The sequence below is a fragment of the Actinoplanes sp. NPDC049598 genome (genome assembly GCF_040675435.1).
Lineage (GTDB): Bacteria > Actinomycetota > Actinomycetes > Mycobacteriales > Micromonosporaceae > Actinoplanes.
The window spans coordinates 1,100,857-1,114,461 of record NZ_JBFAOX010000001.1; the positions used below are offsets into that span (position 1 = coordinate 1,100,857).

The window sequence follows — 13,605 nt, forward strand, 5'->3', positions numbered from 1 at the left end:
TCAGGAGCCGCCGCGTGCCCGACGAGAGCACTCCCGAGGTTTACCACGAATTGTCGGGACACGATGTCGTCGACGGCATCGAAGCGCAGTTGAGCACCGGCAACTTCGTTCTTCCGCCCGTGGCATTGCCTGCCGGGGATCACCGTCACTTTCCGACGACGATGCAATTCTGGCAATCCCTGCTCAGCGAAGAGGCCCGAGCAAGTCATACCGTTACGCTCGAGAATGTTCTGCTTTCAGAATGGTTCCCGAGATCACCAGGACTGTTCCACACCGAGGAGGCGGAGCGTTGGCGCGAGTACGCTGCTCCCCATCTCCTGAGGCTGACAACCGAGCAGCAGGCCGCCTATGACGCGACCCTTCCACCTAATCCGACCGTTTTCGATCTGCACGGCAAAATAGAGATGCTTCGAGGCGGAATTGGATGCGTGCGACTGAACAGGAAGCTGACCAGTGAGGGGCACCTCTGGTTCATGTCGGCGTCGACCAACCGGTCCGCCGACGAGGGCGTACCCCTCGCGCTCACCGACGAAATCTACGCCCAGCACATTGACTACTTGTCCGAGCACGGTGTGCTGCCTTGCTCATTGACTGGAAAACTCGTCGTCATGCCCGACTTCCTGCTGACGCTGTATCATGGCTCCATCAGCGTGCCACGTGTCTATCTGCATGTGGAGGAGATCCGCCCGAACCGAGGCCCTACGATTCTGCAGGACGGCCCTCCGGTAGTGAACGTCGCCGTGATGTTCGAGTCCCCAAGCTCATACCTCCCCGTTTCGGCTAGCTATATCGAATTCGTGCCGGGCCGAAGAGGCACCATGAGAAAGCGCCTTCCTTGGCTTGAATACTACGTCGAAAAGCTACACGCCGGCGTCATCATCACGGATTTCGACGAGCAAATGAGTCACTTTTCCGATGCGATCTTCTCGCTGCAGAAGATATCCCATCAGTCGTTGCAAGAGCCGCAATTGAAGCGACTTTCCCGGCAGCTGGAAGAAGCATATTACCCCGAGTATCCGTTCGTGCGACTGATCGAACGTCAGCGTGAGTTGAGCATCATCATCCAGAACTACTCAAAGGACGGGGTCATCGTGGGAGACCACATCACGGCCGGCGCCAACGCGATCATTGTCAACCGGTCAACGCTTGAGAATGCCCTCAATACCGTACAAAGTTCTCCGGGAACGGAGATCGCAGCCGCGTTGCGGGAACTCGCCGGAGTTGTGGAACGCTCCGGGGATCCTCGCGCGCGCGACAACTTCAATGCGCTGACCGAGGAGCTCGCCAAACCGGAACGCAACGACAACCGCGTCAAAGTGTGGCTCGATGCGGTCGTCGCCGCGCTGCCGGGGATCGCGCAGGCAACCACGGCGGCCGCTACCATCAGCCAGGCAATCGCTCAGTAGGGTAAGACCTGAGCGCCTCCTCATAGGCCGATCGCAACGGGGGCGGACGGTGTTCCGGCGGTCAGCAACCCGGTCAGCAGTGGGGCGAGGGCTCGGGGCGAGAACAAGTCGGGTCCGGTGTGGGCGGCGATCTCGGGGATCGGCCACCACCGGAAACCGGCGAGGAGCTCATCCGTCGCGAGGTGGTCGTCGCTGAACTCGCCCCGGGGCTCGAAGCGCTCGGCCCGCACGAGGAAGTAGTCGTTGACGATGCCGTCGAGGCCGGACGGGGCATTCGCGCCCGCGATCACCTGATGCCACACGTGCGGCGGCTCCGCCTCGGTGACCAGACCGGTCTTCTCCCGCAGCTCACGACGCAGAGCGGTCAGCCCGTCCTCGCCGGGCTCGATGCCGCCACCCGGAGCCGCCCACACGGCCGGGACACCTTCCGGGACCGCCGGATGGGGCGGAACGAATCGGCACAGCAGGACGTGGTCCTCCGCGTCGAGGACGATCGCGCGGGCGGAGGCCCGGAGGTTCAGCGACATGCAGCTCCTGATTCCGGTGCGCGAGGTACCGCGTTGATCGACGTGACGGTAACGCGTCCGCGCGGTGACGGCGCTCGGCCGATATCGTCCTACCATGGCCGAGACGCAGCGTAAGCCCGTGCCCCGTAACGACGATGGTGAGATTGATACGGCGCTGGCCTTTCTGGACTTTGCGCGGGAGTCGGTGCTCAAGAAGGCCGAGGGGCTCGGTGACGAGCAGCTGCGGAAGGTTCTGGTGCCGACCGGGACCAATCTGCTCGGGCTGATCGCTCACCTCACCGATGGGGAGCGGTACTGGTTCGCCTACACCGTCGCCGGGGAGAAGCTGGACGAGCCGGATTTTGAGATGGCCGTGCCCGAGGGCGTCAGCCCGGCCGCGGTGATCGCCGGCTATCAAGCCGCGATCGAGCACAGCAACGCGATCGTCCGGGCCGCGGGAGACGTCACGGCGCCGGTGCATCACCCCGTGGACGGGCAGTTTCTGAGCCTGCGGTGGGTGCTGGCGCACATGACCAGTGAGACGGCGCGCCACGCCGGGCACGCGGACATTCTGCGGGAGCTGATCGACGGGACCACCGGGCGATAGCGCCGCAAGTTACCTGCGAGTTACATTGCCGGGGTGACGCACGAGGTGTTCAACCAGGCGCCCCCGCTGGTCGACTACGACGTCTCGGCCGACGCGGCGCTGCTCGCGGCCGTGGCCCGGGAGGGGGCGCCGTGGGCGGTGGGTGATCTGCACCGGCTCGGGAAGCTGGCCGGGACGGCGGAGCCGCAGCGCTGGGCCGACGAGGCCAACCGGTACGAGCCCCGGCTGGTCACCCACGACCGCTACGGGCACCGGGTCGACGAGGTCGAGTTCCACCCGTCCTGGCACCGGCTCATGGACGTCGCCGTCGCCGAGGGGCTGGCCGGCGCGCCCTGGGCCGACACCCGGCCCGGCGCCCACGTGGCCCGGGCCGCGGGCGTCTTCCTCTGGTCGCAGGTCGAGGCCGGGCACGTCTGCCCGATCTCCATGACGTACGCCGTGATCCCCGCCCTGCGCAACAATTCCGACTTGTCCGCCACCTACGAGCCGCTGCTCACCGCCAGGACGTACGACCCGGGCCTGCGCACCCCCACCACCAAGCAGGGCCTGCTCGCCGGCATGGGCATGACCGAGAAGCAGGGCGGCTCCGACGTCCGCGCCAACACCACAAAAGCGGACAAAAACCAAGATGGCACCTACCGCCTGACCGGCCACAAGTGGTTCACCAGCGCGCCCATGTCCGATTTGTTCTTGGTGCTCGCCCAGACCACCAGCGGCCTCTCCTGCTTCCTCGTCCCCCGGGTGCTGCCGGACGGAACAAAAAACATCTTCCGGATCCAGCGCCTCAAGGACAAACTCGGCAACCGCAGCAACGCCTCCTCGGAGCCGGAGTTCGACGGCACCACGGCCTGGCTGGTCGGCGAGGAGGGCCAGGGCGTCCGCACCATCATCGAGATGGTCGCCATGACCCGCCTCGACTGCGTCACCGGCTCCGCCTCCGGCATGCGGGCGGCGCTGAACCAGGCGATCCACCACACCCGCCACCGCGGCGCCTTCGGCGGCCCGCTGGCCGACAAGCCGGTCATGCGCAACGTGCTGGCCGACCTGGCCCTCGAGTCGGAGGCCGCGACCCTGCTGGCCATGCGGCTCGCCGGCGCGGTCGACCGGGGCGAGCAGGCATTCAAGCGGCTGGCCATCGCCGTCGGCAAGTTCTGGGTGTGCAAGCGCCAGCCGGCCGTGGTCGGCGAGGCCCTGGAGTGCCTGGGCGGCAACGGCTACGTCGAGGAGTCGGGGCTGCCCCGGCTCTACCGGGACGCCCCGCTCAATTCGATCTGGGAGGGCTCGGGCAACGTCCAGGCCCTGGACGTGCTGCGGACGCTGCGCAAGGAACCGGACGCGCTGGCCGCCTACTTCGCCGAGGTCTCGGCGGCCGCCGGGGCCGATCCCCGGCTCGACGCGGCGATCACCGGGCTCAAGAACGAACGGCCCGAGGAAGCGGATGCCCGCCGCGCCGTCGAGCGCCTGGCCGTCGTACTGCAAGGGTCTCTGCTCGTCAGGCACGCGCCGCCCGAGGTGGCCGACGCCTTCTGCGCCACCCGGCTCGGCGGGGACTGGGGCCACACCTTCGGTACGCTGCCGCGCGGCGCCGACACGGCGGCGATCGTCAACCGGGCCGCACCCGCGTAGCAACCGCGCAAAAGGCCGAGCTGCGCCGGCTGGGCCACCAGTTCGCCCAGGGCTACCACTTCGGCCGGCCCGTGGCGTCCCCGGAATTTCCGGGTGCTGACCCGCTAAGGTGCCCCGGTGGCGCTGGGCGAGGACTTCCGACGGCTCTGGACGGCGTACGGGATCAGCGAGCTCGGCACCGGTGTCGGCTTCGGCGCGATCCCGCTGGTGGCCGTGCTCGTGCTCGAGGTCGGCGAGTTCCAGGTGTCGCTGCTGGCCGCCCTGGCCGGGGTGGCCGCGGCCGCGCTCGCCCTGCCGGCCGGCCCCTGGATCGAGTTCCGCCGCAAGCGGCCGGTGATGATCGCCGCTGATCTGGCGCGGTTCGGGGCGCTGATCACCGTCCCGCTCGCGATGGCGGCCGGCGTGCTGACGTACGTACAGCTGTGTGCCGTGGCAGTTGTCCAGTCGGCCGCCGCCATCGCCTTCGCGTCGGCCAGCGGCTCGCACCTGAAGGCCCTGGTCGGGCCGGCCGACCGGGTCACGGCGACCAGCCGGTTCGAGGCCACGTTCTGGACCGCCTACAGCGCCGGGCCGGCCCTCGGCGGCGCCCTGACCTCGTGGTTCGGCGCGGCCGTGACGATCGCGGTGGATGCGGTGAGTTTCCTGCTCTCGGCCCTGGGCGTACGGGCCCTGAGGAGCCCGGAGCCCGATCCCCCGCAGCGAATCAAACCCACCGGCAAATGGTCCGAGATCGCGGACGGCTGGCGCTACCTGATCGCCCATCGCGGGCTGCGGGCCGTCTTCCTGAACCAGCAGATCTTCGCCGGGGCCATGATGGCCGCCTCACCCCTGCTGGCCGTGCTGATGCTGCGCGAGCTTGCCTTCCCGCCGTGGCAGTACGGCCTGGCCTGGGGCGCGTCGTGCCTGGGCGGGATCCTGGGCGCGCTGGCCATGCGCCCGCTCACGGACCGCTTCGGCGCCCATCGGGTGCTGCTCGGCTCGGGTGTCTTCCGCGCGCTCTGGCTGGCCCCGCTCGCGTTCCTCCCGGCCGGTGTCCCCGGCCTCGTTCTCATGATCGCCCTCGAGGTGCTGGCGCTGTTCGGATCGGGCGTGTCCAACCCGTCCGTGGCCACGTACCGGATGACCGAGACCGACGACCGCCACCTGTCCCGGGTGATCGCCTGCTGGCAGATCACCTCCCGGACGGCCCAGCCCGTCTGCATCGCCCTCGGCGGCGCGCTGGCCGCCGTCACCAGCGTGCGGACCGCCCTGCTGGTGTGCGGGCTCGGCGTGCTGGCCAGCTCGGTGCTGCTGCCGTGGCGGGAACCCGTCAGCGCGGCCCCGATCTGATCACCGACGGCCAGTGGGTCACCGCCGTCGTGGCGGTCGCCGGCACCGGCGCCGTCACCTACCAGGTCCGCAACCAGGAGAAGACGCCCGTCGCCTAGCGGCCGGCCAGGCCGCGGACGCTGGCCAGCAGCTCCTCCTGCGAGATCGGGCTGACCTGGCCGCCGGTCCGGGCGTCCTCCATCGCCTTGGCCAGCTGCACCCGGCGCAGCACCTCCTTGATGTCGGCCCCGGTCATGCCGTGGCTGGCCGCGGCCAGCGCGGTCAGGTCCAGGTCGTCGGCGAACATCTGGAATCCGGGCTCCTCGTGCGCGGCGATCAGGGCCCGGATCATCTTGCGGAAGATCTCGGCCCGGCTCGCCTCGTCCGGCTTCGGGATGCTCAGGTGCACGTCGAAGCGGCCGGAGCGGATCAGCGAGTCGTCCACCCGGTGCGGGAAGTTCGTGGTGGCCACCACGATCACGTTCGGGTTGGCCTCGATCAGGTCGTTCATCTCCTGCTTGAAGATGCCGGCCACGGCGTTGATGGCCTGGCTGGCCGCGTCGCCGCCCGACCCGGCGTAACTGATGATCGAGTCGAACTCGTCGAACAGCATCAGCGTCGGCACCCGGTACCGCCGGGCGTCGCGGAAGATCTGCTTGATGTTGCGCTCGGAGCCGCCGAGCCACTTGTCGAGGATCTCCGGCGTACGGATCTCGCGGAAGTCGGCGCCGATCTCGTTGGCCAGGGCCCGGGACAGCATGGTCTTGCCGGTTCCCGGCGGCCCGTACATCAGGATGCCCTGCGGTCGCTGCGCGCCCCACCGCGCCATCGAGTCGGGGTGCCGGAAGGACACCGCGATCTCGCGGAGCTGGTTGACCTCCCTGGTGAGGCCGCCGACCATGTCCAGGGTGACCGTCTTGGTGGTGGCCGGCACGGTCGAGACGTTCTCGCGGCTCACCACGTAACGCCGGCCGGTCAGCGCGTCCGGGCCGGTCAGCTCGAGCACCGCCTGCAGGGTCAGGCCCACGAAGGCCTGCAGGTGGGCCGGGGTCACCTCGTCCCGCGGGACCTCGGCGGCCAGGCGGACCACGGTGCCGCTCTCGTCGTACGTCACGGTCGCCTGCAGACCCACGACGGCGTCGGCGATGGTCCCGGGCTGGCGGCTCGCCGCCGGCTTCTCCGGGCGGTCAAGACCCAGGCGGCGGTACGCGGCGGCAGCGGCCGCTCCCACCCCGTCGACGATCCTCGTGGCGATCGGGTCGCCCGCCTCGATCCGCTTGGCCAGCAGCAGCCCGACCGGGTCGTTGCCCAGCACGAGCTTGCGGATCCGCTCCTTCGACAGCGGCTCGTCGGCCGTGCTCACCGCGGCCGTGAACGTGTGCACCGGCCCCTGAGGCCGGTCGGCGCTGGACACGGTCAGGTCGACCCGCTGCACCGGGGCCGGCCAGGCCGAGCTCCGCAGCAGCTCGATCGGGTTGACCCGGGCCGCCGCCAGGACGGTGGCCGCGTCGATGAGCTCCACGGTAGCGCCCGCGTACTCGAAAACCTCACCGCGTGCTCGCGCTTCGGACATGCTCAACTCCCCGGCGTAAACGGCAGTCTCTTCAGCAAGAGTGACACGCTCCCGCATTTACGCACGCGGCCCGAGCGCGACCAGGGTGTCCCCCTCCTGGTAGACCAGCCGGTCACCGGCCGGAACGAAGACCGCCGACGCCGTCTCCGAGCGCCACCGCACCCCGCGCAGCCGGTCGTAGAGCACGACGCCCTGGCCCGAGGCGAGCAGCCACCCACCGGGCGCGCTCCGGCCCCAGGGTTTGCCGTCCCCCGGGGGCGCGACCGGGAGGAGGACCGGATCCCGATCCCACACCCGGTACCCGGCCACCGGCGACCAGGAGAGCGACCCGTCGACCACGTACTCGCCCGGGTTGAGCGGCGCCGTGCTCCCGGTCCCGCGATATTCGTCGAGCACGACCATCTGGCCTGTGGTCGGAACCGTGTTCCCTGCTCTCTCCGGGTCGAACGTGCACGGTTTCCACAGCGCGCCCTCGTCGTGCCAGACGAACTCGTGCGACCACTCGATCCCGCCCTCGTCCACACTGCGCACCACCGCCACACACTCCGGCGGCGACGGCGGCGTGATCACGGTGAGCCGGTAGGCGCCCGGCTTGAGGACGGGCGCGCTCTTCCCTGGGATCGTGTCGGTCCATCTCGTCCGGCCACTCTCGGCGAGCATCTCGGTGATCGTCGATCCCGCGACCGCGTAGAGGCAGCCGCAGTCGTCCCCCTGCGAACTGATCGTCGTGCCGGCCTTGGTGGGTTTGACCCACTTCGACCGGCCGGTCGCCGCATCGAAGGCGAGCAACTCGCACGCCTCGGCCGTGCAATGCGACCGCACCACGACCGGCTCGACGTCACCCCCGGAGATCACCGTCTCCCCGGCCGGGACCGCCCGCTCCCACGCCGTCGTGCCGTCCTCCAGGGACAAGGTCAAGATCTTCGACCGCGCCGGTACGAAGAGACGGCCGCCCCACACCCTCGCCTGACCCGCGTCGTAACCCGTGGGCAGATCCCGCGCCCACCGCACGCGGCCCGCCTCGAAGTCCATGGAGGCGACCCGCCGGCCCTGCCCGATCACACCGCTCCGCTGGTCGGCCAGCGCCCACTCGCGCCCGCCACCCGCGATCGGCGACCGGATCCGGTAGACCTCGACCAGCGGGTCGTCGGCGATGGTGGGCGGATCGGGCCGGCCCATGCAGCCGGACATCGCCAGGAGCGCACCTGCCAGCGCACAAGCGATCGCTTTCCCCCGAACCACCGTCTCACCCTGACAGCGCCCCGCCCACCGGTCGACCCACCGGCCCACATGGATACCGATCAGTTACCGCCCCGCGCCTCAGACCGCGCCCCACCCGCCGTCGACCGCAGGACGACGCCGGTGATGTTGCCGGCGGCGACCGTGTCGGCTTCGGCCAGGCCGCCCACGGGCCGGGGTGAAGACGATCGCGCCGCACCTTCTGCGCGGCAGCCCCCGCGCCACACGTTGGCGTCGAATCTTCTACGCCGGCTGGAGCCGCAGGGTCGTCGCCGCCGCCTCGGCCGACACCATGGCCGCTACGGTCCCGGCGCCGTAGCGGCCGTACTTGACCTGGTAGGCCTCGTCGACGTCCTCCCGCAGCCGTCCCGGCCCGGCCCCGACGTCCTCGACGGTGACGTCGACCTGCAGTCCCGGGACGCGCACGCTCGCGGCCCCGGACTCCAGCACCTGCCCGAACCAGCCGGTGCCGCGCCGATACCAGCTCCGCACATACACCTGCCCGTCCACGGCCACGACCCAGATCGGCAGCCACCGCCGCAGCGTCCCGTCGAGACGCCGAACAGCGATCTCCAGCTCGTCGGCCACCCCGATCCGCCCCAGTTCCGCCGGCGTCCAGGCCCTCGTCGTGTCGCCCATCCCCCGATCGTGACGGCACCGCGGCACGAGACCAACACCCTCCGGGTCACACGCCATACCCGTCCGGTATCGATCAGAGCCTCGACCTCACCAGCTCGCCGCCATCCAGCCGCCCCGCGAGAATTCGGCCATCGCGCGGCCGGCCGCGGGTGAGCTTCGGCCGCCGCGCGCCGGGGCCGAGCGCCCCTCCCAGACCTCAGCCGCCCCGCCTGGACCCGGCCGCCCCGCCTGGAACCCGGCCGCCGCGGTCGGGAACCCGGCCGTCATCCGTGTCTCCCAGCCGCTCCACCTGAAACGGCCGCCGCGGCTGGCTCCGGGCCGCCTCGCCTGGAACCCGGCCGCCGGGAGGGACCCGACCACCATCCTCGGGTCCCAGCTGCCACGCGCGGGGGCCCGGGTTCCGGCGGGAAGCGGTAGGGTCGGGGATGTGATGCTCCGCAAGCTCATCGGCCAGGTGCTGCGTCGTGTGCGCATGGCTCAGGGCAAGACCCTCCGTGACGTGTCCGACCTGGCCGGCGTGTCGATCGGCCACCTGTCCGAGGTAGAGCGGGGCCGCAAGGAGCCCTCGTCGGAGCTCCTCGACGCCATCTGCCGCGCGCTCGGCCTGACGCTGTTCGACCTTCTACTCGCCGTCCTGCGCGAGGCCCAGCAGCAGCCGCAGCACATCGACCTGCGCCACGGCCACTTCGACCTGGCCCGCCGCCCCCAGCAGCGGCCCGCCCACCGCAGCGACTTCCGCCTGGCCGCCTGACCCCGCAACGCCCATTCCGCGCGGCTCCCGGACAGAGACGCCGGCGCGGCGCGGCAAACACCGGAACGGCGCCCTACGCCCGGCCCCGCCCGTGGGCAGCAGCGCGGCGGGTGCGGCCGCGGGGAGTCAGTTCCGGCTCGGATTGGCCACGCTAAATCGCCGGCCCGGTCTCGGCCGCACTGAAACACCGGCCCGGTCTCCGCCGCACTGAAACACCGGCCCGGTCTCCGCCGCGCTCAGGCGCCGCCCGGCCTCGGCCGCTCAGGTTCCTGCCCCGGCTCTCGGCGGGGTCAGTCGTCGGCTCGGGCGGCGGCGCGGCTCCCGCTGATGCCGCCGACGATCACGAGCACCAGCATGAGGGCGACGCCGGCGAGCACCCAGGCGGTGTTGTCGACGGCCAGGGCGACGACGCCGGCCACCACCGCGGCGAGGCCACCGGCGACGACAGCGGGGCCGGCCACGCGGTTGCCCACGGTGAAGGCACGCGCGCTGCGCATGGTGCTCTTCGTGCGTACACCCACCAAGCTGTTGCGAGGCAGCCTGCCGAGCCAGCCCAGAAGCCCAGCCGCAGCCACCAGCGCACCCGCCACCATCACGATGATCGGCCCGGCCATCGGCTGACTCCTCCCGTGCCGGCAAGCGTAACCCCGCGCGTCAGTTGCCGATCCAGTCGAACAGCCGGAAAGCGGCGTCGCGAGCCACCAGGAAACCGACGATGCCCACGATCCACGACAGGGCGTTGCTGCGGGCCAGCCGATCCCCGATGCGCGTCAGCAGCGGCGTCAGGCTGTCCCCACCGGCCAGCCGGACCGCGAGCAGCAGCAGGGCCGGCAAGATCATGACCAGGCAGTACGCGGCCATGACGCCCGCGATCGCCGGCGGCGCGAGGTCGGCGCTGGTCAGCAGGCCGATCGCGGCCAGGTAGGGCAACATCGTCGTGACCTCGGCCGCCGCGGCCGCGAGGGCCAGCCCGGCCAGGCCGCCCGCGCTGCCGTCGTTCAGCGCGCGTTCCCGCCAGCGGGCCAGCCGCCCGCCGCCGGGGTTGCGGCGACGGTCGAGCCGGAAGCTCAGGAAGAACAGCCCGACCCCGACCACAAGCTGCACCCACGACACCGCCCGCATCTCCAGCAGGCGGCTGATCCGCGGCAGAACAGCATCGGCCCCCAGCGCGACGGCCATCCCCACCACGAAGTAAAACGAGGCCACTGTCCCGAGAAAGACCAGCATCCGGCCCGCCTGCACCCGCCCCGGGTGCATGAGGAGCCAGATCGGGATCAGCAGCGTCCCGAAACTGGTCGAGTCGATCAGCGCCAGCACCGCCAGCGAGCCCAGAAGCGTAACGTCCATACCTGGACCGTCCCGCGCGCCCTGGCCCGCACGCGTCGCTCGAAGGATGTCCACCCGCGTACATCTTTCGTCGGACGCCGCCGTGGACCGGTCGTGGTGGGATGGACGCGTGAGGGCGGCGATCGAACAGCGGTGGCGGAGCAGCCCGTCGTTCCGGGACCGGGTGACCGCCGGGTTGACGTTCGCCGCGGGCCTGGCGCTCAACCTGGCCGGCCTGACCGGCGTCTGGATCGATCCGGGCATCGATCGGCTGGCCGGGGCGTCGGTCTGGTGGCACACGGTCCCGCTGGTCGTGGGCTGCGCCGCCATGCTCGGCAAGCGCCGCCATCCGCTCCCGGCCCTCGGCGTCGGCGTGCTCGCCGCCCTGGCCGATCTCGCGCTCGGGGGCAGCATCGCCCTGGTTCTGGTGCTGTTCGACCTGATCTTCTCGGTCGGGCAGTTCGCCTCGGACCGGGCCCGCCGCGCCGTCACCACCGCCGTCTTCGTCATCATCGGGACGGCAGGCGTGGTGGGTGGCCTGGCCGCCGGCGAGTTCCGGATCGCCGTCTTCATCGCGCTGCAGCTGACCACGCTGCTCTTCGTGCCGCTGTGGTGGTCGGCCAACATCCGTCAGCAGCGCCGCCTCGGTGAGATGGCCGCCCAGGAGGCCGTACGCGCCGAACGCGCCGCCATGGCCCGCGACCTGCACGACGTCATCGCCGCCCACCTGTCGACCACGGCCCTGCACTCCGCCGCCGCCCTGGCCGCTCCCCCGGACACCACCCGCGACCGGGCCGCGCTTCAGGCCGTACGCACCAGCAGCCTCGCCGGTCTGGAGGAGATGCGCACCATGATCATGCTGCTGCGTGACGCCCCCGGTCCCGACCCCACCGCCCCCGGCGGCCTGGACCGCCTGCCCGACCTGGTCCGGGCGGCCACCGCCGACGGCCTGAAGGTCACCGCCACCCTCCCCGAGATCACCGGCGTTCCCGTGGTGGTCGCCCACACCGTCTACCGCATCGTCCACGAATCCCTGACCAACGCCCGCAAGCACGCCCCCACCTCGGACGTACGCCTGGACGTGCGCCGCACCCCCGCCGAGCTCACCGTGACCGTGGCCAACACCCTGACCCAGCCCACCCCGCTCGGCCACGACGCCCTGAGCGCCGGCACCGGCCTCCCCTCCATGCGCGAACGAGCCACCCTCCTCGGCGGCTCCCTGACCGCGGGCCCCGACGGCTCGTCCTGGCGCGTCCACGCCACCCTCCCCGTGGCGGTCACCAGATGAGCCCGCCCGCGCCGGCGTCGACGGAGACCGCCATCGCGACGACGCCGGCCGGCATGCCACCAAGGCCCAGCCGCGACGCGTCCCGTCGTGCCGACCGGCCGGGCCGCGATGGGGTGGCCTCGGCATGAGTGAGCCTGGAATCCGTGTCGTGCTGGCCGACGACCACGCCGCCATCCGGGCCGGCCTGCGGCTGATGCTCGAGCAAGCGCCCGACATCGAGGTGGTGGGCGAGGCCGCCGACGGCGCGGTCGCGCTGCGCCAGGCCACCGCGCTTCGCCCCGACGTGGTCCTGATGGACATCCGCATGCCCGGCACCGACGGCATCAGCGCCACCCGGGCCATCACCTCGGCCGGACTGGCCGACGTCCTGATCCTGACCACCTTCGACCTGGACGAGTACGTCTTCGGCGCCCTCCGCGCCGGCGCCGCCGGCTTCCTCCTCAAGTCCGTCGAGCCGGCCGACCTGCTCACCGCCGTACGCCACGTGGCCGCCGGTGACGGCGTCATAGCCCCTTCGTTGACCCGCCGCCTCCTGGCCGCCTTCGCCACCGAGAAGCCCGAGCCACCATCCCCACCCGCCCTGGCCACCCTGACCACCCGCGAGCGAGAGATCCTCACCGCCCTCGGCCACGGCCTCTCCAACGCCGATCTGGCCAGCACTCTGTCCATCACCGAAGCCACCGCCAAGACCCACGTCTCCCGGGTCCTGGCCAAGCTGGGCTGCACCTCCCGCGTCCAGGCCGCCATCCTGGCCAAGGAAGCCGGCCTGGCCTGACGGAGCCCGCCCGAACGTCAGGTCCCAGCTCCAGCCCCAGCCCAGACAGAACCAAGCCCAGCCGGAGGGCCGGCGCTGAACGCCGAGCATGCGCGCGGCGGGCGCGGGGCGCCGGCAGGCACCGGTGGGCGCGCGATAGCAAGCTGACCGGCCGGGCGGACGGGCGCCGGACGGACAGCGGACGGACGGACAGCGGACGGGCGGACGGACAAGCGGCGGGCGAACGCGCGGCGCGAGACGGCGCGAGACGATCGGCGGCGGCCGACGCAGGGCGGGCGGCGGCGGGTGCGGCTGGCGGAAGTGGCGAGGTCAGACAGGCACGCGACGGGGCCGAGCTGACGAGAGGACGCACGCGGCGACCGCAAGGGTGGGTGGCCGCCACGCGCGCCGTCGCCGCCGCCCGCCACCTCGACGGCGGCGCTCGGACCACCGAGCGAGGGCGCGAGGATTGAGATTCAGCGAAAGCTGCGGCCACGTCGCGCGAAAGGCACCGTGCACGGCGCGCCGCCGACAGACGGACGCGATGGGAACGACCGCGGGGTACGCCGCGGGGTACGCACC

The 13,605-nt window shown here is 71.3% G+C and carries 13 protein-coding genes and 1 pseudogene; 8 read left to right on the forward strand and 6 right to left on the reverse strand.

From position 1 onward, the window contains the following. The first annotated feature begins 14 nt into the window (after positions 1 to 14). Positions 15 to 1,406 (forward strand): hypothetical protein, encoded by a 1,392-nt coding sequence (locus AB0J66_RS05500; protein ID WP_364655915.1) that lies wholly within the window; start codon positions 15 to 17, stop codon positions 1,404 to 1,406. A gap of 20 nt (positions 1,407 to 1,426) precedes the next feature. Here AB0J66_RS05500 and AB0J66_RS05505 read toward each other — a convergent pair whose 3' ends face one another. After that, entirely contained in the window at positions 1,427 to 1,933 is a 507-nt protein-coding gene (locus AB0J66_RS05505) for an NUDIX domain-containing protein (protein ID WP_364655916.1), read from the reverse strand. 94 nt (positions 1,934 to 2,027) lie between these two features. Here AB0J66_RS05505 and AB0J66_RS05510 point away from each other — a divergent pair, with 94 nt between their 5' ends. The 4 genes from AB0J66_RS05510 to AB0J66_RS05525 all read left to right on the forward strand — a co-directional run bounded on the left by AB0J66_RS05510 (position 2,028) and on the right by AB0J66_RS05525 (position 5,572). Further along, complete coding sequence (locus AB0J66_RS05510) at positions 2,028 to 2,519, forward strand: DinB family protein (protein WP_364655917.1); 492 nt, start codon at positions 2,028 to 2,030, stop codon at positions 2,517 to 2,519. A gap of 33 nt (positions 2,520 to 2,552) precedes the next feature. Continuing rightward, positions 2,553 to 4,145 carry an acyl-CoA dehydrogenase family protein gene (locus tag AB0J66_RS05515; protein ID WP_364655918.1) on the forward strand — a complete coding sequence of 531 codons (1,593 nt, stop codon included), beginning with the start codon at positions 2,553 to 2,555 and terminating at the stop codon, positions 4,143 to 4,145. Between the two features lie 117 nt (positions 4,146 to 4,262). Continuing rightward, positions 4,263 to 5,474: an MFS transporter gene (locus AB0J66_RS05520; RefSeq protein ID WP_364655920.1), complete on the forward strand. Its 1,212-nt coding sequence runs from the start codon at positions 4,263 to 4,265 to the stop codon at positions 5,472 to 5,474. After that, on the forward strand, positions 5,441 to 5,572 hold the full coding sequence (locus AB0J66_RS05525; protein ID WP_364655922.1) for a hypothetical protein: 132 nt from the start codon (positions 5,441 to 5,443) through the stop codon (positions 5,570 to 5,572). The genes AB0J66_RS05520 and AB0J66_RS05525 overlap by 34 nt, the downstream gene beginning before the upstream one ends. Here AB0J66_RS05525 and AB0J66_RS05530 read toward each other — a convergent pair. From AB0J66_RS05530 to AB0J66_RS05540, 3 genes are all read right to left on the reverse strand, one after another. After that, positions 5,569 to 7,026, reverse strand: coding sequence for an ATP-binding protein (locus tag AB0J66_RS05530; RefSeq protein ID WP_364655923.1), 1,458 nt, complete (start codon positions 7,024 to 7,026; stop codon positions 5,569 to 5,571). The genes AB0J66_RS05525 and AB0J66_RS05530 overlap by 4 nt on opposite strands. Positions 7,027 to 7,083: 57 nt before the next feature. Continuing rightward, positions 7,084 to 8,217 carry a PQQ-binding-like beta-propeller repeat protein gene (locus AB0J66_RS05535; RefSeq protein ID WP_364655925.1) on the reverse strand — a complete coding sequence of 378 codons (1,134 nt, stop codon included), beginning with the start codon at positions 8,215 to 8,217 and terminating at the stop codon, positions 7,084 to 7,086. Between the two features lie 291 nt (positions 8,218 to 8,508). Further along, positions 8,509 to 8,904 (reverse strand): DUF2255 family protein, encoded by a 396-nt coding sequence (locus AB0J66_RS05540; protein WP_364655926.1) that lies wholly within the window; start codon positions 8,902 to 8,904, stop codon positions 8,509 to 8,511. A 430-nt stretch (positions 8,905 to 9,334) separates the two neighbouring features. Between AB0J66_RS05540 and AB0J66_RS05545 the strand changes: the two are divergent. Then, positions 9,335 to 9,529 (forward strand): annotated as a pseudogene (locus tag AB0J66_RS05545) (helix-turn-helix transcriptional regulator); the annotation flags it as partial. Between the two features lie 416 nt (positions 9,530 to 9,945). Here AB0J66_RS05545 and AB0J66_RS05550 read toward each other — a convergent pair. Next, complete coding sequence (locus AB0J66_RS05550; RefSeq protein ID WP_364655928.1) at positions 9,946 to 10,269, reverse strand: SdpI family protein; 324 nt, start codon at positions 10,267 to 10,269, stop codon at positions 9,946 to 9,948. A gap of 40 nt (positions 10,270 to 10,309) precedes the next feature. Further along, the gene (locus AB0J66_RS05555) at positions 10,310 to 11,002 is read right to left on the reverse strand and encodes a GAP family protein (protein ID WP_364655929.1); all 693 of its coding nucleotides are present in this window, start codon (positions 11,000 to 11,002) and stop codon (positions 10,310 to 10,312) included. 109 nt (positions 11,003 to 11,111) lie between these two features. Between AB0J66_RS05555 and AB0J66_RS05560 the strand changes: the two genes are divergently transcribed. Then, complete coding sequence (locus tag AB0J66_RS05560) at positions 11,112 to 12,269, forward strand: histidine kinase (RefSeq protein ID WP_364655931.1); 1,158 nt, start codon at positions 11,112 to 11,114, stop codon at positions 12,267 to 12,269. A gap of 124 nt (positions 12,270 to 12,393) precedes the next feature. Further along, positions 12,394 to 13,044: a response regulator transcription factor gene (locus AB0J66_RS05565; protein WP_364655933.1), complete on the forward strand. Its 651-nt coding sequence runs from the start codon at positions 12,394 to 12,396 to the stop codon at positions 13,042 to 13,044. The last annotated feature ends 561 nt before the right edge of the window (positions 13,045 to 13,605 follow it).

What these genes read in the sequence shown, in the direction of transcription:
- AB0J66_RS05505 (WP_364655916.1), bottom strand. Translation starts at nt 1,933, where the DNA reads ATGTCGCTGAACCTCCGGGCCTCCGCCCGCGCGATCGTCCTCGACGCG.
- AB0J66_RS05510 (WP_364655917.1), top strand. Translation starts at nt 2,028, where the DNA reads ATGGCCGAGACGCAGCGTAAGCCCGTGCCCCGTAACGACGATGGTGAG.
- AB0J66_RS05530 (WP_364655923.1), bottom strand. Translation starts at nt 7,026, where the DNA reads ATGTCCGAAGCGCGAGCACGCGGTGAGGTTTTCGAGTACGCGGGCGCT.
- AB0J66_RS05535 (WP_364655925.1), bottom strand. Translation starts at nt 8,217, where the DNA reads ATGTCCGGCTGCATGGGCCGGCCCGATCCGCCCACCATCGCCGACGAC.
- AB0J66_RS05540 (WP_364655926.1), bottom strand. Translation starts at nt 8,904, where the DNA reads ATGGGCGACACGACGAGGGCCTGGACGCCGGCGGAACTGGGGCGGATC.
- AB0J66_RS05550 (WP_364655928.1), bottom strand. Translation starts at nt 10,269, where the DNA reads ATGGCCGGGCCGATCATCGTGATGGTGGCGGGTGCGCTGGTGGCTGCG.
- AB0J66_RS05555 (WP_364655929.1), bottom strand. Translation starts at nt 11,002, where the DNA reads ATGGACGTTACGCTTCTGGGCTCGCTGGCGGTGCTGGCGCTGATCGAC.
- AB0J66_RS05565 (WP_364655933.1), top strand. Translation starts at nt 12,394, where the DNA reads ATGAGTGAGCCTGGAATCCGTGTCGTGCTGGCCGACGACCACGCCGCC.